The 22787-nt window shown below is 66.9% G+C and carries 21 protein-coding genes and 1 pseudogene; 7 read left to right on the top strand and 15 right to left on the bottom strand.

Annotation, left to right across the window (positions count from 1 at the left end; genetic code table 11):
* Positions 1 to 6 precede the first annotated feature (6 nt).
* From QMG72_RS10960 to QMG72_RS10940, 5 genes and pseudogenes are all read right to left on the bottom strand, one after another.
* Complete coding sequence (locus QMG72_RS10960; protein ID WP_283480512.1) at positions 7 to 1881, bottom strand: HNH endonuclease signature motif containing protein; 1875 nt, start codon at positions 1879 to 1881, stop codon at positions 7 to 9.
* Positions 1882 to 1999: 118 nt separating this feature from the next.
* The gene (locus QMG72_RS10955; RefSeq protein ID WP_283480511.1) at positions 2000 to 2827 is read right to left on the bottom strand and encodes a YqjF family protein; all 828 of its coding nucleotides are present in this window, start codon (positions 2825 to 2827) and stop codon (positions 2000 to 2002) included.
* 146 nt (positions 2828 to 2973) lie between these two features.
* Positions 2974 to 3351, bottom strand: a pseudogene (locus tag QMG72_RS10950) (DUF1622 domain-containing protein); the annotation flags it as partial.
* A 54-nt stretch (positions 3352 to 3405) separates the two neighbouring features.
* A complete protein-coding gene (locus QMG72_RS10945; protein WP_226776028.1) occupies positions 3406 to 4299 on the bottom strand; it encodes an SDR family oxidoreductase in 894 nt (297 codons plus the stop codon).
* Between the two features lie 46 nt (positions 4300 to 4345).
* Positions 4346 to 5248, bottom strand: coding sequence for an MSMEG_6728 family protein (locus tag QMG72_RS10940; RefSeq protein ID WP_226776027.1), 903 nt, complete (start codon positions 5246 to 5248; stop codon positions 4346 to 4348).
* A gap of 214 nt (positions 5249 to 5462) precedes the next feature.
* Between QMG72_RS10940 and QMG72_RS10935 the strand changes: the two genes are divergently transcribed.
* Entirely contained in the window at positions 5463 to 5990 is a 528-nt protein-coding gene (locus QMG72_RS10935; RefSeq protein ID WP_226776032.1) for a hypothetical protein, read from the top strand.
* Here QMG72_RS10935 and QMG72_RS10930 read toward each other — a convergent pair.
* Together QMG72_RS10930 and uvrA are read right to left on the bottom strand one after the other, a co-directional pair.
* Entirely contained in the window at positions 5987 to 6160 is a 174-nt protein-coding gene (locus QMG72_RS10930) for a LysM peptidoglycan-binding domain-containing protein (RefSeq protein ID WP_283480509.1), read from the bottom strand. The two genes, QMG72_RS10935 and QMG72_RS10930, sit on opposite strands and share 4 nt — an antisense overlap.
* A 41-nt stretch (positions 6161 to 6201) precedes the next feature.
* Complete coding sequence (gene uvrA / locus QMG72_RS10925; protein ID WP_226776031.1) at positions 6202 to 8721, bottom strand: excinuclease ABC subunit UvrA; 2520 nt, start codon at positions 8719 to 8721, stop codon at positions 6202 to 6204.
* Between the two features lie 90 nt (positions 8722 to 8811).
* Between uvrA and QMG72_RS10920 the strand changes: the two genes are divergently transcribed.
* The gene (locus QMG72_RS10920; RefSeq protein WP_226776025.1) at positions 8812 to 9903 is read left to right on the top strand and encodes an adenosine deaminase; all 1092 of its coding nucleotides are present in this window, start codon (positions 8812 to 8814) and stop codon (positions 9901 to 9903) included.
* 96 nt (positions 9904 to 9999) lie between these two features.
* Here QMG72_RS10920 and QMG72_RS10915 read toward each other — a convergent pair whose 3' ends face one another.
* Genes QMG72_RS10915 through QMG72_RS10905 form a run of 3 tightly spaced genes read right to left on the bottom strand, consistent with a single transcriptional unit; the run spans position 10000 to position 12757 of the window.
* Positions 10000 to 10434 (bottom strand): DUF2177 family protein, encoded by a 435-nt coding sequence (locus QMG72_RS10915; protein ID WP_226776024.1) that lies wholly within the window; start codon positions 10432 to 10434, stop codon positions 10000 to 10002.
* Positions 10431 to 12299: an AMP-dependent synthetase/ligase gene (locus QMG72_RS10910; RefSeq protein WP_283480508.1), complete on the bottom strand. Its 1869-nt coding sequence runs from the start codon at positions 12297 to 12299 to the stop codon at positions 10431 to 10433. Before QMG72_RS10910 ends, QMG72_RS10915 begins: the two co-directional genes overlap by 4 nt.
* On the bottom strand, positions 12296 to 12757 hold the full coding sequence (locus QMG72_RS10905) for a MarR family winged helix-turn-helix transcriptional regulator (protein WP_226776022.1): 462 nt from the start codon (positions 12755 to 12757) through the stop codon (positions 12296 to 12298). The genes QMG72_RS10910 and QMG72_RS10905 overlap by 4 nt, the downstream gene beginning before the upstream one ends.
* A gap of 142 nt (positions 12758 to 12899) precedes the next feature.
* On the opposite strand from QMG72_RS10905, the gene QMG72_RS10900 reads away from it, so the two are divergent.
* Together QMG72_RS10900 and QMG72_RS10895 are read left to right on the top strand one after the other, a co-directional pair.
* Positions 12900 to 13766, top strand: coding sequence for a DUF1295 domain-containing protein (locus QMG72_RS10900; protein WP_226776021.1), 867 nt, complete (start codon positions 12900 to 12902; stop codon positions 13764 to 13766).
* A gap of 222 nt (positions 13767 to 13988) precedes the next feature.
* Positions 13989 to 14909 carry a pullulanase X25 domain-containing protein gene (locus QMG72_RS10895; protein ID WP_283480507.1) on the top strand — a complete coding sequence of 307 codons (921 nt, stop codon included), beginning with the start codon at positions 13989 to 13991 and terminating at the stop codon, positions 14907 to 14909.
* Between the two features lie 416 nt (positions 14910 to 15325).
* Here QMG72_RS10895 and QMG72_RS10890 read toward each other — a convergent pair whose 3' ends face one another.
* Positions 15326 to 16558, bottom strand: coding sequence for a mechanosensitive ion channel family protein (locus QMG72_RS10890; protein WP_226774104.1), 1233 nt, complete (start codon positions 16556 to 16558; stop codon positions 15326 to 15328).
* Positions 16559 to 16721: 163 nt separating this feature from the next.
* On the opposite strand from QMG72_RS10890, the gene QMG72_RS10885 reads away from it, so the two are divergent.
* Entirely contained in the window at positions 16722 to 17513 is a 792-nt protein-coding gene (locus QMG72_RS10885) for a hypothetical protein (RefSeq protein WP_283480506.1), read from the top strand.
* 22 nt (positions 17514 to 17535) lie between these two features.
* Here the strand turns inward: QMG72_RS10885 and QMG72_RS10880 are convergent, their stop codons facing one another.
* From QMG72_RS10880 to QMG72_RS10870, 3 genes are read right to left on the bottom strand one after another with little or no spacing between them, the layout of a single operon-like run.
* Positions 17536 to 18795: an ABC transporter permease gene (locus QMG72_RS10880; protein WP_283480505.1), complete on the bottom strand. Its 1260-nt coding sequence runs from the start codon at positions 18793 to 18795 to the stop codon at positions 17536 to 17538.
* A gap of 3 nt (positions 18796 to 18798) precedes the next feature.
* Positions 18799 to 19755: an ABC transporter ATP-binding protein gene (locus tag QMG72_RS10875; RefSeq protein WP_283480504.1), complete on the bottom strand. Its 957-nt coding sequence runs from the start codon at positions 19753 to 19755 to the stop codon at positions 18799 to 18801.
* A gap of 53 nt (positions 19756 to 19808) precedes the next feature.
* Positions 19809 to 20072: a YegP family protein gene (locus QMG72_RS10870; RefSeq protein WP_282360130.1), complete on the bottom strand. Its 264-nt coding sequence runs from the start codon at positions 20070 to 20072 to the stop codon at positions 19809 to 19811.
* A gap of 227 nt (positions 20073 to 20299) precedes the next feature.
* Between QMG72_RS10870 and QMG72_RS10865 the strand changes: the two genes are divergently transcribed.
* A complete protein-coding gene (locus QMG72_RS10865) occupies positions 20300 to 20605 on the top strand; it encodes an acylphosphatase (protein ID WP_226774099.1) in 306 nt (101 codons plus the stop codon).
* A 90-nt stretch (positions 20606 to 20695) separates the two neighbouring features.
* Positions 20696 to 21031, top strand: a complete 336-nt coding sequence (locus QMG72_RS10860; RefSeq protein WP_226774098.1) for a cupin domain-containing protein — start codon at positions 20696 to 20698, stop codon at positions 21029 to 21031.
* 21 nt (positions 21032 to 21052) lie between these two features.
* On the opposite strand, the gene QMG72_RS10855 is transcribed toward QMG72_RS10860, so the two are convergent.
* Positions 21053 to 22684 (bottom strand): PucR family transcriptional regulator, encoded by a 1632-nt coding sequence (locus QMG72_RS10855; RefSeq protein ID WP_283480503.1) that lies wholly within the window; start codon positions 22682 to 22684, stop codon positions 21053 to 21055.
* Positions 22685 to 22787: the final 103 nt, after the last annotated feature.

Genomic DNA, 22787 nt, shown 5'->3' with positions numbered 1-22787 from the left:
TCTCCATCATCGAGATAACTCGCAACTGGCCGCTCCATACTGCGCCATCGAATCAGGCCCGGCGGCGTCCGGGGGGCTGCCAGCAGCTTCAGGCGGAAGTCCGGGGGGATGGGGCGCGGTGTAGTGGGTGGTGGGGTGGAAGAAGCGGTTGCGGCGGGGTTTTTGCCGTGGGTCGAGGTGCGGCGGCGGGATGAACCAGGGGACGCCGGTGCGGATCTGGATGGTCCATTGCTCTTTGTGGATTAGGTGGTGGTGGTGTGAGCACAGCAGGGTTCCGTTGTCTATGCCCGTTGTTCCGCCGCGGGACCAGTAAGTGATGTGGTGGGCTTCGCACCAAGGTGCCGGGGTGGTGCAGCCGGGGAACGCGCAGCCCTGGTCCCGGGCGGTGAGGGCCTTGCGAAGGTGGGGCGGGAAAACCCGGGTGGCCCGGCCGATGTCCAGGATTCGGCCTTCGCTGCCGAGCAGGACGGGGATGATGTCCGCGTCGCAGGCGATTTTCCGGACGGTGGCGGCGGTGACGGGTCCGGTGAACAGCAGCGTCCCGGTCTGCGCCAACGGGTCATTGGCGGTCCCGCCACCGGCCGCTTTGCCGTTTATGGTGTTGGTCCCGTCCGTTCCGAGCCGGCTGAGCAGGTCGCGGTAGTCGATGGTGGCGATGACCTGGGGGCGCAATCCTCCGGCGACGGGGAGGTTCCCGGTAGTGAGGGCGGCTTTGCAACCTCCGACCAGTCCGTCGAGGAGTTTCTGCGGGCGGGAGCGGCGGTCCAGGTCGATCTCCGGGACGCTCCCGTCGCTGCCGGACCAAGAGTTGCTGCCGGGCCAGGGGTCGTTGCCGGACCAGGGGGCCGTGGCGTTCAGGGCGGCAGCACCCGCGGCTTCCATGGCCGCTGATCCTGTGCCGGTGGCAGGTGCGGGTGTTTTCGGAGGGCTGGTGCGGGGATTAGTGCCGGTGTTCATGACGGTGAGGAGGTATTCGAACTGCTCGGTGGTCGCGAAGATTTCCAGGTGCCGAAGCCCGTGGCGGGGTTTGCGGATAAAGGCGCCCTGGAGTTGGCGGAGCAGTTCTTCGGAGGGTTCGGCACCGTCCTGATCAATCGCATCGGTCCAGCTTCGGGCCACGCGGGCCAGGAAGTCCGGGTCGTTCTCCGCGGCGGTGCGGGCCAGGGCGTGCTCCATCTGCTGGGCGGTCGCGGTATCGCAGAGGTGCCGGACCCGGTCCAGGGCCAGGGCGATGATGGTCGCGGGCCGGGACCCGACTTCGCCGGCGGCCACGACGGCGCCGAGTTCCGCGTACCGGGGAGGAAGCTGCTGGCCGCTGAATCCCTGTCGCGGCAAGAGCGTGCCGGCTAGGGACAGCCGGCGCCGGGCCTCGGCTGCACTGATCCGCAACCGTGCCCGCAGGAACTCCGCGGTGTTCCGGTACCCGTCATCTGCTGCTGCAACCGGCGCTGCCGCAACCGCTGCTGCAACCGGCGCTGCCGCAACCGCTGCTGCAACCGGCGCTGCCGCAACCGCTGCCGCAACCGTTGCAGCAACCGCCGGCGCGGCGCCGGACCCGTTGCCCGGGCCGTCGCCGGAGTCCACCCGCCAGCCGGTGGTCCAGGAAGTGCCGGCGGTTGTGCCACCGGCCGAGGGCTGCTTCCGGGTCCGGTCCACGGCGTCGGCCGCTACGAGCTGCAGATACTCCACACACCGGGCGAGTTCCTCCACCGCGCCGGCGAAATCCGACGCGGCCCGGAAGCCCCGCAACGCCGCGTCCGCCGCCGCCGTCGAACCTGCTCCCCGGAGCGCGGCCAAGGCAGCACCCACACCGGATTGCCCGGCCGGAGCAGCGCCCCGGTCCATGTCCTGGCAAGGAATGAAATCCTTCTCGGCTTCCATAAACCCACTCTCTCAAGGGGGTCCGACATTTATCGCAACGCCGCCAGCGCAGTGCCGGAATCCCGCCGCTGGGCACCAAAACGACGAAAATCGCGACGTGTCAGTGCGGGCCAGCACGTCAGGAAGCGCCATCCAGCACACGGGGCCGGCCAAACTGGGTGCGGACCCCGGGAGAGTAGAGCACCGATTCGGGCGCACCCGCGACGTGAATGCCGGCGGCGGCAACGAGCTGATCCTCAAGCTGAGTCAGCTGCGCGCGGAACAGCGGCCAGGCAACGTGGGTGTTAGGAACGTACAAGGTCCTGCCACGAAACCGGGTGTGCAACCCGAATCGGGCGGTGAGGTGGATGGATAGCGGGTCAGTCGCTTCGACGTCAGATTCCGGGCAAACCTCAAAGTCGCTCCGGGCGCCGCCCCGAAACCGCCGCACCCAGTACCCGGCACGGAGGCCGACCGGCCCTGCCGTTCCGGCGACCGGCCCTGCCGTTCCGGCGACCGGCCCTGCCGTTCCGGCGACCGGCCCTGCCGTTCCGGTGACCGGCCCTGCCGTTCCGGTGACCGGGCCTGCCGTTCCGGTGATCGGGCCTGCACGGTCCGGAGCAGGCTCGCCGCGGAAGCCCGCCCGGGACCACACATACGGAATACCGGCGGCGCGCGCTGCCAGTACCACCGCCAGTCGTGTCGCATCGAGGCTCAGGAAGACCACACCCCGCGTCCCGTCGGGCTCCCGGGAGTAGAGGCGCACGTTGATCTCGTTGAAGCTCCCGAAATACGGGATTCCGGGTCCGCTGCCCAGGCCTGCGCCTTGCATCCGGAATCCGATCAGTCCCACCCAGGCAGACCCGTCAAAGACGTCCGGCACCACACCCGCCGGCATAAATGGTGCCGCAGCGGCAGCCGGGATGCGCCAGTGCAGGAACACCGCGTCCAGCCACCGCTGGTCCATGATGATAGGCGCCGGAAGCTCTGGGGCGCTGGGCCAAGGATCACGGTTCACCGGTCGGTCCCCGCTAGTTCAGAAGTCGGGATTCGTCCAGGAGAGGAACTGCCGACCAGCCTCGACCCGGACCCGGCGTCACCTTCGGACCCGGGCGCCGCGGCGGGCGACTCGGTCCTTTGCTTCTGCCAGGGCCACTGGCCGGTGATCTCGAGCTCAAGTGAGAAGCTCAGGAAGGTCCGGATCAACACAATGATGGCAAGCACGCCGACGCTTTCGAAGGTCGGGGTAACGGCGACAGTCCGGATGATGTCGGCCGCGACCAGGAGTTCGAGTCCGAGCAGGATGGAACGGCCCAGCAATTGCCGGTACGATCGGTACGGCGAAAACGGCGCGGCCCCTGCCGGCAGGTTGCTCGGCTGGAAGCCACGCAACGCCATCGGAATCGACACCACGGCGCCGATCACCATCACGGCCACCCCGGCGATGTCCATGAAGCCGCCGACAATTTGGATAATTTCTTTGAAATCCATCGTTTCCTTCACAGTTGAGGCTGCTGAAATCCAGCGCGAATCCAGCGCAGCAGCTCAGGGGTGCCGGACTCCGGCGCCGGCAAGCATCGCCCGGTAACCCTCCCGAAAACTCGGGTAGTGGAACGCGAAGCCGGTACTTCGCAGCAGGTTGTTGCTGCAGCGCTTGTTGCCGCCGCGCGAGGGCTCGCCGCTGCCCTTGTTCGGCTCACCGCTCTGCCCGCCGGTGTCCGACGGCGGCCGGGGAAGTCCCAGCTCGGCGGCCAGGAAACTCAACACCTCGCCTTGCTCGGCCGGTTCATTGTCCACGCCGAGGTACACGGGCCCGGGAAGCGCGTCCATGGTGCACAAATGGACGATCGCGGCAGCGGCGTCGTCGCGGTGGATGCGGTTGGTGAAGCGCGATTCCGCGGGGATGACCGCGGCTCCACTGCGCACCTGATCAATGAGTCGGGTCCGCCCAGGACCGTAGATCCCGCCGAGCCGCAGCACCACCGGGGTGATGCCGGTGCCGCGCAGGCGGCGGTAGAGCACTTCCTCCGCCTCGCGGATGATGCGCCCCGAGAAACCGCCGGGTTCCGGCGTTGTGCTTTCGTCGATCCATTCGCCGCCAGCGTCGCCGTAGACGGCTGTCGAGGAGACAAAGAGGACTCGCCGGACCGGGGCGCCGGAGCGCAGGACGGCGTCCACTACGTTCGAAAGCCCGTCGAGGTAAGCGGCACGGTAGGCCGCCTCGGTGGGGGAGTCTGCCGCAATCGCGACGACGACGGCGGTGGTGTCCGCGGGGACGGGCGGCAGGTCGCCGGCGGCCAGGTCAGCCGCAGCACCTTCGATGGCGGCCGGAAGTTTCTCCGGCGATCGCCGCCAGCCCACCACACGGTAACCCGCCGCCGCGAACCGCAGGCCGGCTTCGGTTCCCAGATCGCCGCAACCGGCCATAAGTACGCTCATGGGGCCAGTCTGCCAGCATTTCGGCAGCCCGGCCGCCGAATCCTGGCTAGCGCGCCGGGATCGGGAAGAAGACCCGGGGATCCTGCAGCAGCGCCGGGTAGTCGAAGGCCGAGCGGTCCAGGATCTCGTCGACCTGGAAGTTCCGTGCGAATCGGCCTTCCACGGTGATCGGACGGCCCAGGACCTTGCCTACGGCGAAGGATGCACCGCCGTCGAACGGGATGGCAACGATCGAGTTGCCCGGAAGTGTGTTAAACGCCTCTTCCTGCTGCTGGCGTTTGCGGGTGGGCTTTTTGACGAGCTGCTTCGGCGGAAGCTTGCGTTGTTTCGCGGGTCGGCGGGAGCCGGAGTCGGCGTAAACGAACTGGTACTCATCCTCGTTTGCGGGCGCAGCCTTGGCCCGGCCCGCGGGCGGAAGGCTGACAGTCTCCAGCTTCTGCGGCTCGGTATTACCCAGCGGCAGGCGAAGGACCCACATGCGGTCGCCGGACGGGTCCTCCGGGACCAGCTCAAGCCTGGGTTCGGGCCAGACATACTCCAGGTCATGCTCGGTGTCCGGGAACAGCGGCGCGTAGAACCGAGGGTCCTTGGCGACCAGACGGGAGCGGTGGCTGAGGTGCAGTTCGGGGGCGCCGAGCCATGGCGGCATCGGGATCTTCGAGGCGTAATCGGGGTGTGCAGCCTGCGGTGCGAACTCCATGATCTTCTCGCGTGTGGTGTCCTCGCCGCCGCCCTTCGTCCACTCGTCCACCACTGTCAGGCCGAAGAGGGTAAGCGCCGGAACATATCCCATCCACATCCGGATTGCCGGGTGCGACTGCCAGCCGTACTCCGGAATCACCAGCGCGCGCAGGATCTGCAGCGCTTCAACTCGCTGCTTGCCGAGCCGCTCGCGGTCCAGGGCCGCTGCGCTCTGCTGGAAATCGGGGAAGGGGAGAAAGGTCTGCATCTCTCCAGTTTGAGGCCACGGAGCCAATGCGCCAATTACTGACGGCCGCGGGTGAGCGTGTTCACATTTTGGAACGGGACAGACAGCCGCGGGCGACGGCGCCTACAATAGCACAACACATCCCTGCCGCCCGGAAGACGCGCCCATGCCAAAGAAGCTTGCTACTGACTCTGCGGCGCGGCCTGAGGCCGGCCACTTGCCCAAGTATGGACAGATGCTCAGCCCCGAGGCGAACGGGATCCTGGTGTTGGAGGAGTTCACCATCGATCCGGCGGCCGCGCGGACAGAGGAGAACGGATTCCGCGTGGCACTGGCCTCCGTGGCACTGACCATGCGCCGCATCCTCGCGTTCCGCCTATTTATCGCCGTGGTGGCGATCGCCAACTTTCCCTTGTTCCTGCTCTCCAGTGGCTGGGAGATCTACATCGTCTCGCTCGTTCTGGTGGTGGCAGTCCACGCGGCGGTGACCTGGCTGAACCGTCACGAGCCTAAGATCCGCCAGCGTGGACTGCTGGAGCTGCACCTCAAGCGCGAAAAGAGCGACAACTACCGCAAAGTCCGGGACGCCGTGAAGTACGTCATCGATGCCCCGGTCCGGATGAATGAGGGCCTCTACCTTGAGCTGCTCGCCGCCAAGCGGGTGGCGCTGCATCTCGCCATGGGCACCGTGGCGCTGCTGGATACCAGCGACGACACGGCCTGGAAAGTCCGGATTGTTCGCGAAATTCCGCGGGCCGGCTAGGCCGGCAGCTGCAGCGCCTGGCCCGGTAACACCAGGTCAGGGTCGCCGATGCTGGCTGAGTTGGCATCGGCCAGGACCTGCCAACCGCCGGCCAGGTGGAACTGTTCCGCGGTTTTGCTCAAGGTGTCGCCGCTTTGGATGGTGTAGCTTTCGCCGCTGAGCGGGACCACCGCAACGTGGCGTGCCGCCGGGGTAGGGGCCGCTATCTGCCTCAGCCCAGCACGGTCGCCAGATACGGCGCCGTCCGGCTCGCCGGGGACTGTGCGACCACGGCGGGCGTCCCGACGGCGACGATCGTGCCCCCGGCATCGCCGCCGGCCGGGCCCAGGTCGATCACCCAGTCCGCCGCGGCCACCACGTCCATCTCGTGCTCGACCACAATGACCGTGTTGCCGGCGTCGACCAACCGGTGCAGCTGGGCCATCAGGAGCTCGACGTCGGCCGGGTGCAGTCCCGTGGTGGGCTCGTCCAGCAGGTAGAGCGAATGGCCGCGCTGGGCTCGCTGCAGTTCGGTGGCGAGCTTGATGCGCTGGGCTTCGCCGCCGGAGAGTTCGGTGGCCGGCTGGCCCAGCCTGAGGTAGCCCAGGCCCACTTCGCGCAGGGTCTGCAGGCTGCGGGCGGCGGCAGGGACCGTCGCCAGGAATTCGGCCGCAGCGTTAACTGTCATACCAAGCACCTCGGCGACGTTTTTGCCGCGGTAGGTGACCTCCAGGGTTTCCGGGTTGTAGCGCGAGCCGTCGCATACCGGGCACGGTCCGTAGCTGCCGGGCAGGAATACCAGTTCGACCGCGACAAAGCCCTCGCCCTGGCAGGTTTCGCAGCGTCCGCCCGCGACGTTGAAGGAGAAACGGCCGGCCCCGAAGCCGCGGGCGCGGGCCTCGTCGGTGGCCGCAAACTCCTTCCGGACGGCGTCGAACAGTCCGGTGTACGTGGCGAGGTTGGACCGCGGTGTGCGGCCGATAGGCTTCTGGTCGACTTTTACCAGCCGGTCCAACTGGTCCAGTCCGGAAACGGGGCCAACGCTGAGTTCGCCGGCTGGCTCGCCGGCTTCGGATTCCAGGTCGTCGGGTGCCGGTGCAGCGTCTGCATCGCCAGGATGCAGGTGGGCGTGGACCACCTCGGCGAGGACATGGCTGACCAGCGTCGATTTGCCGGAGCCGGAGACGCCGGTCACCGCGGTGAGTACGCCCAGCGGGAAATCGGCGTCGAGTCCGCGCAGGTTGTGGCGGCTGATGTCGCGCAGTTCGAGCCAACCGGCAGCTTCCCGGCGGGAACGGCCGTCGTCCGTGGTGTTCTGTGCCTCGTCCGGGAACAGATAGGGCCGGGTCACGGAGGCATCCACCCCGGCAAGCCCGGCGACCGGGCCGCTGTAGAGCACCTCGCCGCCGCCTTCACCGGCGCGCGGGCCGACGTCCACCAGCCAGTCGGCGCGCCGGACGACGTCCATGTTGTGTTCCACCACAAAAACGGAGTTGCCGGAGGACTTGAGCAGGTCCAGGACAGCCAGCAGCGGCTCGGCGTCGGCAGGGTGCAGGCCGGCGGAGGGCTCATCCAGCACGTAGATCACGCCGAAGAGCCCGGAGCGGAGCTGGGTGGCGATCCGGAGGCGCTGCATTTCCCCGGGCGAGAGGGTGGGTGTGGCCCGGCCCAAGGCCAAGTAGCCCAAGCCGAGGTCCAACAGCACACTCACCCGCTGCAGCAGGTCCCGGGTGATGGCGACCGCCACCTCATTGTCCTCCCCGGAACTCAGCCTGCGCGAGGCGGTTCCGGCGGACTTCAGCTCAGCGGTGGGGCGAATGATCTCGGCCAGCTCCGTCATGGGCACGCCGTTGAGTTCAGCGATGGTGCGGCCGGCGAACGTCACGGCCAGGGCGGCCGGGGTCAGGCCGCTGCCGCCGCAGACCGGGCACGGTCCGGTGTCCATAAAGCGCAGCACCCGATCCCGCATGGTGCTGCTTTTGGTATCGGCCAGGGTGTGCAGCACGTAGCTCTTTGCGCTCCAGAAGCGTCCCTTGTAGGGCTTAGCCACCCGGTCGCGCTGCGGCGTGACTTCCACAACGGGCTGTTCCTCGGTGAAAAGGATCCAGTCGCGGTCCTTTTTGGACAGCTTGCGCCAGGGCGTATCGACGTCGTAGCCCAGGTGCGTGAGGATGTCGCGCAGGTTCTTGCCCTGCCATGCCCCGGGCCAGGCGGCGATCGCACCGTCGCGGATGCTCAGCGAGGTGTCCGGCACCAGGGAGGATTCGGTAACGGTGTAGGCGACACCCAGGCCGTGGCATTTCGGGCAGGCCCCGGCGGCGGTGTTGGGGGAGAACGCGTCCGAGTCGAGGGGGCTGGCGCCGTCTGGGTAGCTGCCGGCGCGGGAAAAGAGCATCCGCAGCGAATTGGACAGGGTGGTGACAGTGCCCACCGTTGAGCGGGAGCTGGGCGTACCGCGTCGCTGCTGCAGCGCCACGGCGGGCGGCAGGCCCGTGATCATTTCCACTTTCGGGTTGTGGCCCTGCTGGATGAGCCGCCGGGCGTAGGGGGCCACGGACTCGAAGTACCGTCGCTGGGCCTCGGCGTAAATGGTGCCGAAGGCCAGGGAGGACTTGCCGGAGCCGGAGACGCCGGTGAACGCGACGATTGCATCGCGCGGCACATCCACGTCCACGTTCCGAAGGTTGTTCTCGCGGGCGCCGCGCACACGAACAAAGCCATCGGAGGAATCGTCGGGACCCAGCCCTGACATCACCGCGCCGGACACATTGGAAGCATGCTGATCAGTGTGCATCTTATCGACTCTATCGGTCCATGCAGTCTGCGGGCATATCCTTACCCAATGGAAACTTACGACGGCGTGCCCGCCACCGAGGGCGCTACCCCGGACAGCCCGCTGGTACCTGCCCCCGAGGTCCACGATTTCGCCGAGGTTCCGCAGGAAGTGTACGGCCCACTGCCGGTGGCGGAACTCCACCTGCACATCGAAGGCACCCTCGAGCCCGAACTGATCTTCGCCCTCGCGGAACGCAACGGAATCCAGCTGCCGTATGCGGATCTGGACGAGCTGCGGTCCCGCTACGAGTTCACGGACCTGCAGTCATTCCTGGATCTCTACTACGCCAACATGGCCGTACTGCAGACCGAGCAGGACTTTGCCGACATGACCCGGGCCTACCTGACCCGGGCGGCGCTCGCCGGCGTCCGGCACGCCGAGATTATGCTGGATCCGCAGGCGCACCTGGCCCGCGGGGTGGCCCTGGCGACCTGCGTTAGCGGCGTGGTGTCGGTGCTGGCGACCTCCCGCGAGGAGTTCGGGATCTCCACCCTGCTGATCGCCGCGTTCCTGCGCGACCTCGCCGAAGACTCCGCGCTGGAGGTGCTGGAGGAGTTGCTCGCCATGGAAGCGCCGATTGTGGGCATCGGACTCGACTCGGCCGAGGTGGGTAATCCGCCGGCCAAGTTCCAGCGGCTGTTCGCCCGGGCCAAGGACGCCGGGCTGCGCCGGATCGCGCATGCCGGCGAGGAGGGCCCGCCGTCGTACATCACGGACGCGCTGGACCTCCTGGACGCGGAACGGATCGACCACGGCATCCGCTGCATGGAGGACCCCGAACTGGTGGAACGGCTGGTGCAGGAGCTCACACCGCTGACGGTATGTCCGCTCTCCAACGTCCGGCTGCGCGCCGTGGACACCCTGAAGCAGCACCCGCTGCCGGCTATGCTCGCGGCGGGTCTGAACGTGAGTGTGAACTCGGATGATCCGGCGTACTTCGGCGGCCATGTGGATGACAACTTCGCGCAGCTCAAGTCGGTGATCGGCCTTTCCGAGTTCGACTGCGTGCGGATGGCAGCGAACTCGATCCGTTCCTCGTTCGCGAGCGAGGAACGCAAGATGGAGCTGCTGGCCGAACTGGCAGCGTCGGGGCACTGACACCCCCGCCGCCCCGGCACTTTTTGGGCGCCCGAAGCGGCGGCGTGACGGCGCTTCGGCCTATGCGGGCGTGACGGCCTATTCCGGCACGGCGGCCTACCCGGGCGTGCCGGCCCGGGAGAGGATACGCCGCAGGAGGGTTGCGGTGAGCCAGGTGACGGCGCTGCAGACCGCGGCGCCCCAGGCAATGTCGGTCAAGGCCACAAGGACCGGGAAGTCCTTGAGGACGGCGAGCGCGGTCAGCGCCCACGTTGCGTAGCTGAAGAATCCGAACAGCGCGGCTCCCAGCACCCGCTGCCGCAGCGTCGCGGCCCGGTGGTTGGGCCGGACGCCGTAGTGCACAATCCCGGCGACGTAGACCAGGTAGAACACAACGGCGCCGGCCAGATTGACGCTGGGGGCCAGCAGGTCGCCGATCTGGCTCTCGTACTGTCGATTCGCCACGATGGTGATCCACGCAACGTCGATGACTGCGAAGATGACAGCGGTGACTGCGTAGGACAGCAGCCAATTCCTGGTTCGAACGTTCATGCCTGGCTCCTGGGTTCGGCGTAGAGGTTGTCCACGATGTGGTGGGCGCGGGCGGTGAACGCGGCGCGCTTGAGTTTCATCGTGGGGGTCACGATGCCGTTGGCTTCGCTGAGGTCCGCGAGCAGCAACACAAACCGGCGGACCTGCTCGGAGCGCGCGATTTTGGCGTTGGCGGAGCTGACCGCCTTGCCAATCGCGGTGAGGAGCCGAACGTCGTCGATCTGGACGGCGCCGCCGTCGTCCGGAATCCGCAGGCCGGCCAGATCGGCGATGCCCTCGCGCTCCGCCCACGCAGCGACGGACTCCGGATCCAGCAGCACAAGGCCGCCGAGGAAGGGTTTGCCTTCTCCCACCATGACGGCGTGTGCCACCAGGGGGTCGCCCTCGACGTAGCCTTCCCAAATTGCGGGGGAGATGGTCTTGCCGCCGGCAGTGACAATAACGTCCTTGATCCGGCCCTTGAGGGTGAGCCGTCCCAGCTCGTCGAGTTCGCCGAGGTCGCCGGTGCGGAAAAACCCGTCCTCGAACGCGTCAGCGTTGTCGGCCGGCCTGCGGTAGCCGGCGAAGACCCCGACTCCGTGGGCGAGTACCTCGCCCTGGTCCGAGAGGCGCACGGTGGTGCCGGGCATCGGGACTCCCACCGACCCGGCCCGGATCGAGCCGGGCATATTCCCGGTCAGCGGGGCGGTTGTTTCGGTAAGGCCGTAGCCCTCGATGACCGGCAGGCCAAGGCCCCGGAAGAACAGGGACAACTCGGCGTCGAGCGCGGCGGCGCCGGAGAGCAGGTAGTCCAGGCGTCCGCCCATCAGCGTCCGGAGCCGGGCGTAGAACAGGCGATCGAAGAGCGCATGCCGGATGCGCAGGCCGCGGGCAGGCCTGACGGTCGGGTCGGCGTCGCGGGCTTCAGCCAGCCGGCCCCAAGCCACTGCCGTGCTCTGCGCAGACGCCCACACCCGGCCCAGATGCTTCTGCGCGGCGGCGGCCGCGGCAGACGCCTGGATCTTCTGCAAGACGCGGGGGACCACCACCAGGAAGGTAGGCTGCAGTGCGCCGAGGGCGGGCACAACGTCCCGGGGGTCCGCGAGGTGCGCAATACGCATGCCGTTGGCAAGGCAGGTCAGCTGCAGTCCGCGTGCTAACACGTGGGCCATGGGCAGGAAGATAATGGTGTTGCCGCCCTCCCGGACCACCCCGGTGTAGGCGGCGGCCACGTTGAGCACCTGCCCCACGAAGTTGCCGTGGGTGATCAGGGCGCCCTTGGGCGCGGCGGTGGTGCCGGAGGTATAGACGATGGTCGCGACCGAGTCGAGGTCTGCCAGCAGGCGCCGTTCCTCCACCGCGTCGTCGGTGATGCCGGCGCCGCGGGCCACGAGTTCGGCCAGGTCCGGCCCCGGGCCGGCATCCATCGTCCAGACCCCCAGGCACGGTATCCCGGACTGTGCAAACCCTTGCTCCAGCAAGAGGGCATGCTCAGCGGTGCCGGCTATCGCCAGCCGGACGTCGGCGTCGGCGAGGATGGCAGTCACCTGGGGAGCGGCCGAGGTCTCGTAGACGGGGACCACGACGGCGCCCGCGAACCACGCTGCCATGTCGGCCAGTGCCCACTCATATCGGGTGGGGGACATAATGGCGAGTGATTCGCCCGGCTGCAGACCGGCGGCGATGAGGCCCTTGGCGAGGGCCCGGACCTCGTCAACGAATTGCCGGGTGGTCACCTGCCGCCACGGTGCGGTGACGTCGGCGTGCGCGGCGCGTACTTCGAAGGCGATGTGCTCCGGGGCGGTCCGGAACCGTTGCAGGAGCAGTTCCGTGGCGTTTCGATGGCCGGAGGCCTGGACCAGCAGCGGGGTGGTGAACTCGCTCATCGGGCGTCCTTTTCGGAAAGTGCGTGTAAATGGTGGCGCATCATGCCCTGCGCGACGTGCAGGAAGTCCGCGATGACGGTCTGGTTTGCGGCGGGCAACAGCCGGAGGTGCTCGTTGGAGGCAATCATCAGGGGCTGCATCAGGCCCGTAATTGCTGTGAACGACGCTGGAGTGGGGCGGACGTGGACCCGGCGGCGGTCCTCAGTACTGCGGTGCCGGGCCACGTAGCCGCGGGACTCCAACCGGCTAACGATCGCCGTGGTGGTTGCAGGGGTTGTTCCCAGTTGCTCGGCGAGCTGGCCCACCGTAACCTGCCCCGAGATTTCCAGTGCCGAGAGCGCACGGAAGTCGGTGAGGTTCAGCCCCATGCCGCGGGCGATTTCACGTTCGGTCTCGTTGGCGAGCGTGAACAGGCTCTGCAGGGCCAAGGTGGCCGGGTGCTGCTTTGACGCGGTCATGTCCACTCCTGACGTTCCGGATCCCGTGACGAGTCAATCTTATTTGATCATCAAATAAGATTGACTAAACCTGCTGATGCCCGGCGGAACACCTCCGGGGCGGCGCGGCAGTGTCCCGCCCCGCGTGTGAAAGGAATTCCTCGTGAAGGATTCAGTCCGAAAGTCGCTTATTGTCCTCCCCGTGATCGTGCTGCTGGCGGCACTCATCGCCGTGGCCGGCAGCCAGGGTGGAGCCACCGTGGGCGCGATCCCCGCCTTCGCCATGGCGGTGGGGGCGGCGTTCCTCATCCAGTGGCTGGTGTTTATTCCCTCTTTCAAAGCCCAGACCGAGAAGTTCTACGACCTGACCGGCTCCCTGACCTACATTGCCATCACACTGTTGCTGGTCCTGCTCACGCCGGGGATCGACGCGCGGGCCCTGCTGCTGGCAGCCATGGTCCTCGTCTGGGCCCTGCGGCTGGGCAGTTTCCTGTTCCGCCGCATCAGCAAGGCCGGCAAGGATGACCGCTTCGACGAGATTAAGCCGTCCTTTGTGCGGTTCCTGAATGTGTGGACGATTCAGGGACTCTGGGTGGTCTTCACCGCCGCAGCGGCGTGGGTGGCCATCACGTCAGCTACCCGCGTGGCGCTCGATTGGTTCGCGCTGATTGGCTTCGTGCTGTGGGCCGTCGGGTTTGCCATCGAGGCCGTGGCGGACCTGCAGAAGAGCCGCTTTAACGCTGATGCCGCCAACAAGGGCCACTTCATCTCCACCGGGCTGTGGTCGAAGTCCCGCCACCCGAACTACTTCGGCGAGATCCTGCTGTGGATCGGCGTCGCGGTCATCGCCGCGCCGGCGCTGGAAGGCTGGCAGTGGGTGGCCCTGATCTCGCCGGTGTTTGTTATCCTGCTGCTCACCCGGGTCAGCGGCGTGCCGCTCCTGGAACAGAAGTCCGACAAGAAGTGGGGCGGCCAGGCCGACTACGAGGCGTACAAGAAGAACACCCCCGTCCTGATCCCCAAGCTTTAGCAGCGCGGCGGGGTCGCTGAGGGCCGGACGCGGACTCCGGCGCCGGCCCCGAGAGGCCTGCGCTGGGTTTGCTACTGACGGGTACCGGTGGTTCGGCCCTCGCGGACCCCCGTTGAGGCTGTCATAGTGGGTCACGACACACAGAGTTAACCGTTGCTACTCGCGGAAACGCATCCATCCTTGGCAAAATGCAGATGGATCAATTGCTTCTAGAGGAGACCCATGGGCGCGAACACTGCCGAAAACACCACCCGCCGGCTGAAGGCCGTACTGGACGTCCTGGCCGAGGGCGTGTGGACAGATGAGAAACTGAACGCCGGGTCAGTCCTGGGCGAGGCAATCGCCCGCGTCCCGCTCACCGAGTTCGAGCGTGAACTGCTCAGCGGCGGCATCCCCCGCGGTCACAAGACGCTGACCACAGCTACTGCCAAGCTGGTCAAGGCCGGCTGGCTGGTCAAGGGCCGTTCGGGCTGGACGATCACCGAGGACGGCCAGCGCGCCACCGTGGCTTTCGCCGACCCGGCAGCCTTCGCCGCAGCGCTCGACGCCGGAACCCCTGTTCCCGCCGACACCCCGCTGCCTACGGCGCCCGCCGTCATGCCCGCGAAGGCCGCTCCGAAGGCCGCTCCGAAGGTTGCCAGGGTGGCGGAAAAGGCAGCCAAGCTTGTCGAGGATGCCGTCGCCCCCGTCGCCAAGGCGGTCCGCAAGCGTAAAACCGCCGTCAAGGCACCTGCTGAAGCGGCGGACGCCGCCCCGGCCACTGCCCCGGCTGCCGCTTCGCCGGCTGCTGAGTCCGTGGCCCCCGCCGCCCCCGCCGCCCCCGCCGCCAGCGTCGGCGCCGTCGAGCAGCCGGACGCAGTGGCAGTTGCCGGCGACTTCAACATCCTGCTGGGCGCCCCGGCCAACTGGGCCCCGCAATACGACGAATCCCAAATGGAGCTGGATCTCGTTGATCAGCTCTGGAAGCTCGCGGCGCAACTCCCGGCCGGCTCCTACAGCTTCAAGATCGCCCTCAACCGCTCCTGGACCGAGAATTTCGGCGCCTTCGGTGCGTTCGATGGCGCCAACCACGAGGTGCACCACTCCGGCGGCCAGCTGGTGATCCACTACGACCACAGGACCCACGATATCGTCCTGCCGTAGCGGCCGACCAGCCTTCCCCGCGGCATTCCCCGCGACACGCAAAAGACCCCTCGACGCCGGAATCCGGTGGGCGAGGGGTCTTTTGCGTGTCCTGGGTGCCGGCCCGAAGCTAAAGCGGGCCGGGATCCGGAATCGGCAGCGGGCCGGGTGCGGGGTAGGGGCCGGGTTCCGGGGAAGGGGACGGCCCGGGCTCGGGCGGGAACGGGTCGCCGGGGTGCGGCTCGGGCGTGGTGGGACCCGGCTCCGGCGGAAACGGCTCAGGTTCTTGCGGCGGCGGAATGCTCATCTCTGGCTCCCTCACTCATCGAACGGATGGTGCCTGGGCTGACTGGTTCAGCAGATACTGGGTTGCGCCTGCTGTTTCGCCAACGTCTGATTATCGGCCAATGGGTGGGAGCTGGGAAGACCCGGCCGGCCTACTTTTGCGCGGCGATGGCGTTGTCCCGGTCCTCGAAGACCTCCTCGCCGGGCCCGGAGAAGGCCCGGGAGCGTTCGATGGCTTCGACGGAACCGGTAAACAGCTGGGAATCGCGCGGGTCCCCGTGGGTGCGGGCCTGCTCGTCGGCCGCGGCAACCTTAGCCTCGCCCTTGGTACCCGGCTTCGCCGCCGGGCGGGCAGCCGGCATGGTTTCCAGCCGGACGTGGGGGAGGGCCGAGGGATGTCCCTTTTGCAGGAAGAGCACCATTTCTTCCCGGATGAGGCAGCGCAGGTCAAACAACGCGGCACTGTCCGCGGCGCTGACCAGGATGCGGACCCGGACAAAGCCCTTGGTGGCGTCGGTGATCTGCAGGACCCCCACACGCTTGTCCCAAAGATCCGTCTCGGCCAGCACGGCTTTTAGTTCCGCGCGCATGGCCTCCAAGGGGGCATGCCAGTCGAGGTCCAACTCCACGGTGCCCATCACCTCGGACTGGCGGCGGGTCCAGTTCTCAAAAGGTGTGGTGGTGAAGTGCACTGACGGGAGGATCATACGACGGTCGTCCCAGATGTGAACCACCACGTAGGTCAGGGTGATTTCCTCGATTCGGCCCCATTCCTTCTCAACCACCACCACATCGCCCACCCGGATCGCATCCGTGAAGGCCAGCTGGACACCGGCGAAGACGTTGATCAGCGAGGTTTGCGCCGCGAGGCCAGCCACAATCGAGATCACACCGGCCGAGGCCAGGATGCCGGCGCCCAGGGCCTGGACCGCCGGAAAGGTCAGCATGGCGCTGCCTACCGCCAGCACCACAATCAGGGCCACGGCAATCCGCCGGGCCAGGATCATTTGGGTCTGCAGCCGCCGGGCCCGCCGGTTATCAGATTTGTCCACACTGTAGCGGTGCAGTACCAGGGTCTCCACGATCAGCAGCAAGGCGATAGCGAGCCAGGCGATGGAGCCGATCAGTGCGATCAGCAGCAGATGGTCCACCGGCGTGCGCCAGCCACCGCCCTGCGTGGTGAAGGCCAGCGCGACCTTAACGCCGATCAGCACCAGCACTATCCGCAGCGGTGCCCGGGCCACCCGGGACGTCTCCTGCAGCTCGTGCCGTCCGCGGTTTATCCGGAGCACTACCTTTCGAATCAGCCAGGACAGGAAATACCCGGCGGCAATGCCGCAGGCGACGGCAAAATAGGGCACGGCTTCGCTTAAGACTTCTTCCATATGTTTAAGCTCTAGCAAGCTTTGACGGGCAATTGAAATCGGCGCCGTGTCAACGTGGGTAGCGTCACGGCCGGCTGTGGCGGCCGGTACGGGCCCAAAGCCCCTACCGCCTGCGCCGCAACGTTCGAGAATGGTTCCAACACGTCGTCTCCCAGGGGGTGTGATGAGTCGAACTGTGTACACCGCGCGCGCCGCAACCGCGGACTTCAGCTTGGGCTTGAGCTTGCTGCTGCTGACGTCCTGCGGTGCTCCGGCCGCCTCTCCGGCCGCCTCGGGGAGCCCGGGCAGCACAACGGCGCCCGTCCCGCCGCCGGCCGCCTTAGCCGTCCCGCCGCCCGTAACAACGCCTGGAACAACGCAGCCCGGGACGCCGGCGTCGGGCTGGAGGACATTCACAACAGCGGGCCGGGAGCTGTCCTTCGACTATCCCGCCGGCTGGACGGTCAAAGACCCGGGCGGAGCACTGTCCGGCGATTTTGTCGACGTGATGAACGCCGGTGGCAAACAGATGGCGGGTCTGCGGACCAACATTGCCACCGGGGCGGAATGCACCGATAAGTCCGCTTACCGGATCTTCGACTCCCAGCCGATGGTGGCGCTCGCCGAACCCGGAGCCGCCGACGCCGGAGCGCCGCGCTATGTGTTCGAGTCCCGGGGTGAGGACACGCAGGCGCTGGCAACCCGGTCCACAATCGCCGCCTACGGCATCACCATGGTTCCCGAAGAGTCCGGTGCTACGGCGTGCCCGATGTTCCACCTGTTCCTGTGGCCGCCGAGCGGCGCCTTCTTCGGCGGGACGTACAGTCCGGAGCTGAATCAGACGCCCGGGGACCCCGCGCTGCCGTATCTGGAGAAGGCGAAGCTGTACGCGTCCACACTGGAATACCAGGACATCCGGACCATGATCACCTCCCTCCGGCCGGCGGACGGGATTGCCGGAAGCGCGGGTAAGTAGCGCGCTGGTGAAGCCACAGCCCTCAGCGGGCCGCCGTCGGGGGACGGACCGGGGGCCGGTGCCGCGACCCGGCACGCAATGCGGTGCGGACGTTGACCTTCGAGGTGTAGGAGATGGAACCGTACTGGAAGAGCCGCACGGCCACACGGAGCATCACTGCCGCGCCCAGATACAGGATTACGATCACGATGCCGGCCTCAAGCAGGCTCAGGGAGCCGAAGCCGTTGCGCAGCAGGGCGGTGACCGGTGCTGAAAACGGGAAAAAGGTGAAGATCTGCACAATCGGGGATTGTGGATCGGAGACCACTAGGGCCACGGCGTAGAACGGCACAAAGATCAGCGCCATCATCGCGCCCATAAAATTTCCGGCTTCCTTGGCCGTTGGCATCACGGCGCCGATGGCCACCAGGGTGGTGGTGAACAGGGCGAAGCCGCCGGCCAGGATCAGCAGGCCAACTGTCATCCGGACCGGGTCCAGGATCAGCGGGGGCAGGTTCAGCGCGGCCAGGCTGAGCTCCTCGGGGAAGAACGACCGGGCGATCACGATCGGTGACAGGAACACCAGCATCTGCACCAGGCCAATCGCGAAGAGCGCGATCACCTTGCCCGCGATGAGCGTCGTCGGTTTGAGGGTGGTCAGGATCATTTCGGTGACGCGGTTCTCCTTCTCCTCCAGCGTGGAGTTGAGCATCTGCCCGGCCAGCAGCACGATCAGCCCGTAGAAAACCACCAGGAAGATCAGTGGTGGAATCACCGAGCCCAACCCGCCGGATTCCTTGGCGCCGCTGTAAGTGACGGTTTCGATCTGGAGTTTTCCGGTGGCGAGCACTGACAGTTGCGGCGCGCCGATCTTCTGTTCGACGGCGCGGGCCAGGATGGCCTGCGCGACGGCGGCGTACTTGCCGTTCTCGAATATCCCCTTGTCCACACCGTAGGCGCGCACGGCGGTCGATTCGGGGCGGGCCGGGTAGTCGAAGTACGCGTCGACAGCGCCGGACTGCACGGCCCGGATTCCGGCGTCGGGGGAGTCCGCCGCCGTGGCTCCGAAGATCGCGGCGTCCGCGGCGGTGATAAGGCCCGAGGCGTCCGTGTACGCGATGCTGAACTGGGCGCTCTTCTGGGCCTCGGCGGCGGTATCCGTGGTGGTGTTGCTGAGGAAAACGAGACCGAAGACCACGGCAAGGACCAGGGGGACGGACAAGGTGCCGATCCAAAACCGCCGTTTGGTGACTGTGCGGACGAACTCGAAGCTCAGTACGGTACCGAGATTGTGCTGTGCCACCGGTTACGTTCCTTCCCGCTTCCGCGCCGGCGCGGTTCCGGCTGCCCCGGAAGCGGCCGCCGTGTTCTGGTCGCCGTAGACCCGGATGAAGATGTCCTCGAGGGAAATCTTGGTGGTGGTGAAGCTCCGCACGCTGACGCCGGCGTAAACCAGGTCCTTAAGGATGCTGGCCTCGTCGCTGGCATCGGTGATGGAGAGCTCCGCATAGTTGGTCTGGTGCAGCATCACCTCGTAGTGCGGCGAAGGCGGGATGGTCCCGCCGTGCCGGATCCGGATGATGCGGCCGCCGTACTTGTTCTGCACCTCATCGATGGTGCCGTAGGCTTCGGCGGTACCGTCCTTGAGCAGGATGACCCGGTCGCAGAGCCGCTCCACTTCTTCCATTTGGTGGGTCACCATCACCACCGTGGCACCGGCGAGTTTCTGTTCCTCGATGATGTCCATCAGCAGTCGCCGGTTGACCGGATCGAAGCCCTTGGTGGGTTCGTCCAGGATCAGCAGCTCCGGCTTGTTCATGATGGTGACGCCGAGCTGGACCTTTTGCTGCTGCCCGCTGGAGAGCTTGTCCAGCACTGTGGAGGCCCGGTCCGCCAACGCCACCCGGTCCAGGTACTCGAGCGACCACTGCTTCGCGGCGCGCCGCTCCATACCTTTGAGCCGGCCAAAATAGGTCATGATGTCGATGACCTTTTCCTTTTTATACAGCCCGCGCTCTTCGGGAAGGTAACCCAACCGGTCGCCGTGCTCCGGTTTGAAGTCCCGGCCGTTGATGTGGAGGGTGCCGGCGGTGGGCTCGTAGATGCCGAGCAGGGCCCGGATGGTGGTGGTTTTGCCGGAGCCGTTGCTGCCGAGGAAACCGAATGTCTCGCCGGCTTCCACGTCAAAGGACAAGTCGCGAACCACTGTGGTGTCGCCGAAGTCCATCCGGAAGCCGCTGATGTGGACCCTAGCTTCGGCCATTGTGGCTCCCGATGGTGCCGGGCTTGCGGCCCGGCGATGTGTCGTTGCGCCGCTTAGACGGCGGGGGCGTGCCGGTGCCGGCGATGGGCGGGCGTCGGCAGTCCTGGCCTGGTGCTGCCTGTGCCGCCCCAGGCGTTGGGACGGGCTTCCTTGATCAAGCCCGTTCCCGCGCATTCGCGCACCGCCATAATGCCTTCCGCGGCGGACTGCTTGTCCTCAAAGGGCCTGGAAATCGCCAACACCGTGCCGTCGGCGCCGATCAGCCGGAAACGGACGTTCGCTTCAGCGTCCGTGAAAATTTCGAATTGTCCTGCCATCGTTATTGTCCTTTCGGGCCATGCAGGGCTGCGGGAGGGTAAGGCACATCAAGGCGCCATGCCGTTGTCTCGACAGGTCCACGCAGCGCACTTGACTATCCTTGCGACCGGGCGCCGGGAAAGTAAGGGGCTTAGGTCCCGATGTGGACAAACATTCGTCCCTGGCGGCGGTCCCGCCCCGGGCGCTCTATATCGGGCACTTTATGCCGGGCGCTACATTTAGGAACATGGCTGAGCTTCCGAAGGGCGATTCCGGTGAATGGGTCCGGCTGACGGCGCGGGTGGACGGCGTCGTCCAGGCTGTTGGCTTCCGCTATGGGACGGTGCGCAAGGCTGCGGAGCTGGGGCTGACCGGAACGGTCACCAATAACGACGACGGCTCGGTCGGTATCGCCGCGGAGGGACCCCAGCCGGCGGTACTGGAGTTCCGGCGCTGGCTGCGCTCGCCGGCAGCCCCGGGACGGGTGGCGAGCGTGGACGAAGTGGTCTCCCGGGCCACGGGTGGGTTCAGCGATTTCCGGGTGGTGTACTGACCCGGGAGCTCCCCATCCCCGCGGCTGCTCCTGGCCGGGATGGGGCAAAGGACCCTCGGCAGCGCGCACGATTCTCGGTAGGGTGGCCCCATGCAGAAGATATCCCTTGATGCGCTGGCCCGGCAGCAAATTGCGGCCGCGGTGGCGGCTCCCAGCGGGCGGGCTGCCGACACCGCGTTTGGCGGACACGAAAAGACCCTGCGCCAGACGGTGATGGCGTTTCGGGCCGGGACGCAGCTCAGCGAGCACCGGAATCCGGGCGAAGCGACGGTCTTTGTGCTCCGTGGCTGCGTGCGGCTGCGGGCCGGCGAGGAGTCCTGGCAGGGCAAGAGCGGGGATTTGCTGATAGTGCCGGACGGGCTGCACAGCCTGGAAGCGGAAGAAGACTCGGCGATCCTGATGACGGTCGCGAAAATCAAAACCTGACGGCAGTGCCGCCGCCGGACGCTAGTTGCGCCTTCCCCAGAGTTGAAGCCAGAGCAGGAGGCGCGTCTCGGGGTCGTCCAGGTCGAGGCCGAAGAGTTCTTCCACCCGGGATAAGCGGTAGCGGACCGTGTTGACGTGGACCGCCAGGGTCTTCGCGGCTTCCACGGCGTTGCCACTGCAACGCAGGTAGGCGTGAATGGTTTCTTCGAAGGACTTCTTGTGCTGTTCGTCGTAATCCGCGATCCGGAGTGCGTGCGCGCCGGGCAGCTGGCCGGCCGCCGTCAGCGAGGTAACGATCTGGCGCAGCTGCAGGGACGCGCCGAGCGATTCATCGTCAGAGACGACGTCGTCGGAATCGGCGGCGATGCGTCCTTCGGCGACGTTGCGCGCCAGCTCGGCCAGGACCAGCTCGGCGTTGACCCGGGACTCGCCGAGCCGATTGATTGTGGCAGCCCCGCCCAGTGCGGCCAGGACCGGCCGGGCGAGGAGCCGCCGGGCATTCTGCACAATCTTTAATAGTGCTGTGCGTTGAAACTGCCGGGACGATTCGGTGCTCTGCGGCAGGACGATGTAAACGATGTTGTCCGAGAACCCGCAGACGGCCGAGGGCAGTCGGATGGCGCAGGCGGTTCGGATGGCGTCGAAGAGCCGGAGCCGGGATTGCAGGGTTTCGGACGCTGTGCCACCGGCCGGCCAGGCGCCCAGCGCCGCCACCCGGACGGACGGCGCGGAGATCCCGAGCCTGATGGCCGCCAGCTCGGCGCGTTGCGGTTCAAACAGCAGCGGCTGGACCAAATCTATCTGGCGGGTCAGGTTCGAGACGTAGGTGGTGCGCTTGTGCAGGATGTGGAGCGCGGCAACGTTGGCTGCTTCACGCAGGATCCGGTTCGCATCCTCGGTGTGGTGTTCCGCCCGTTCCAGCAGCCACAGCGAGCCCAGGACGGAGCCGCCGGCCCGGATGGAAATGGCAGTACGCCGGAGCAGGGGATCCGCCGTCGCCACCTCCAGCGCATCGGTGGCGGCATGGACGCGGCGGTAGTCCTTGTCGGTTTCAACCGAATGCGGCACATGAAGCCGGAGAATCGAACTCCTGCGCGTCTCATCAATGGGCTGGTCCGGCAGCGTCGAATACGCCAGGATCGTCTGGTCCGGATCAGCGACCGCGATTGCACCGCCGGTTTGGGCTGCTACCGTGTTGGCCAAGTCGAACAGGTCTCCGGGCCGGATGTCCACCAGCGTGTGTCCGGACTGGCGGTGCGGGACGACGGCGGCGTCCATGATCTCTGCGAGCTGGTTCCACGGCACCGCGTCTGCGGCCCGGAACAGTGCCAGCCCCGCCCCACGCGCGGCGGCGCGCAGCGCAGCGTCGGAGCTGCCGTTGGACTTGTAGACAATGGCCACGTACCCGGCGTCGCTGAGTTCCCGGACCTTCACGCCGAGCCGTTTCCCTGACAGGGAGAGCCCGATGGCCAACGCAACAGCGCCCGGGTACCTGGCAGGAACAGCCGTCGAGTCGTAAAGCACGGAGCCCGCCACGATCTGCCGGTCGTCAGCCGGCATTTCGACGAGGCTGACAATTTCCGAACCCGCCGAGCGGGCGACGTCCGCCAGGGTAGGCAGCGAGTACCCCTGTCCTGCCGGTGCCGGGGTCACGCCGGCACCAACCAGGTCGTTTGGTAGTTGCTACTAATGAAGATTCCCTAAATTTGTTGGAATCTCCATAGTGGCACAGGAATGGGCTTTCTACGCTGAACCA

Source organism: Pseudarthrobacter sp. PH31-O2, from assembly GCF_030063265.1.
GTDB lineage: Bacteria > Actinomycetota > Actinomycetes > Actinomycetales > Micrococcaceae > Arthrobacter.
Note: the sequence above shows the minus strand (reverse complement) of the source record. Positions and strands in the feature narration are given on the sequence as shown.

Excerpts from the sequence above, each read along its gene's own strand:
- QMG72_RS10960 (WP_283480512.1), bottom strand. The coding sequence starts at position 1,881 with ATGGAAGCCGAGAAGGATTTCATTCCTTGCCAGGACATGGACCGGGGC.
- QMG72_RS10955 (WP_283480511.1), bottom strand. The coding sequence starts at position 2,827 with ATGGACCAGCGGTGGCTGGACGCGGTGTTCCTGCACTGGCGCATCCCG.
- QMG72_RS10945 (WP_226776028.1), bottom strand. The coding sequence starts at position 4,299 with ATGAGCGTACTTATGGCCGGTTGCGGCGATCTGGGAACCGAAGCCGGC.
- QMG72_RS10940 (WP_226776027.1), bottom strand. The coding sequence starts at position 5,248 with ATGCAGACCTTTCTCCCCTTCCCCGATTTCCAGCAGAGCGCAGCGGCC.
- QMG72_RS10935 (WP_226776032.1), top strand. The coding sequence starts at position 5,463 with ATGCTCAGCCCCGAGGCGAACGGGATCCTGGTGTTGGAGGAGTTCACC.
- uvrA (WP_226776031.1), bottom strand. The coding sequence starts at position 8,721 with ATGTCAGGGCTGGGTCCCGACGATTCCTCCGATGGCTTTGTTCGTGTG.
- QMG72_RS10920 (WP_226776025.1), top strand. The coding sequence starts at position 8,812 with ATGGAAACTTACGACGGCGTGCCCGCCACCGAGGGCGCTACCCCGGAC.
- QMG72_RS10915 (WP_226776024.1), bottom strand. The coding sequence starts at position 10,434 with ATGAACGTTCGAACCAGGAATTGGCTGCTGTCCTACGCAGTCACCGCT.
- QMG72_RS10910 (WP_283480508.1), bottom strand. The coding sequence starts at position 12,299 with ATGAGCGAGTTCACCACCCCGCTGCTGGTCCAGGCCTCCGGCCATCGA.
- QMG72_RS10905 (WP_226776022.1), bottom strand. The coding sequence starts at position 12,757 with ATGACCGCGTCAAAGCAGCACCCGGCCACCTTGGCCCTGCAGAGCCTG.
- QMG72_RS10895 (WP_283480507.1), top strand. The coding sequence starts at position 13,989 with ATGGGCGCGAACACTGCCGAAAACACCACCCGCCGGCTGAAGGCCGTA.
- QMG72_RS10890 (WP_226774104.1), bottom strand. The coding sequence starts at position 16,558 with ATGGAAGAAGTCTTAAGCGAAGCCGTGCCCTATTTTGCCGTCGCCTGC.
- QMG72_RS10885 (WP_283480506.1), top strand. The coding sequence starts at position 16,722 with ATGAGTCGAACTGTGTACACCGCGCGCGCCGCAACCGCGGACTTCAGC.
- QMG72_RS10875 (WP_283480504.1), bottom strand. The coding sequence starts at position 19,755 with ATGGCCGAAGCTAGGGTCCACATCAGCGGCTTCCGGATGGACTTCGGC.
- QMG72_RS10870 (WP_282360130.1), bottom strand. The coding sequence starts at position 20,072 with ATGGCAGGACAATTCGAAATTTTCACGGACGCTGAAGCGAACGTCCGT.
- QMG72_RS10865 (WP_226774099.1), top strand. The coding sequence starts at position 20,300 with ATGGCTGAGCTTCCGAAGGGCGATTCCGGTGAATGGGTCCGGCTGACG.
- QMG72_RS10860 (WP_226774098.1), top strand. The coding sequence starts at position 20,696 with ATGCAGAAGATATCCCTTGATGCGCTGGCCCGGCAGCAAATTGCGGCC.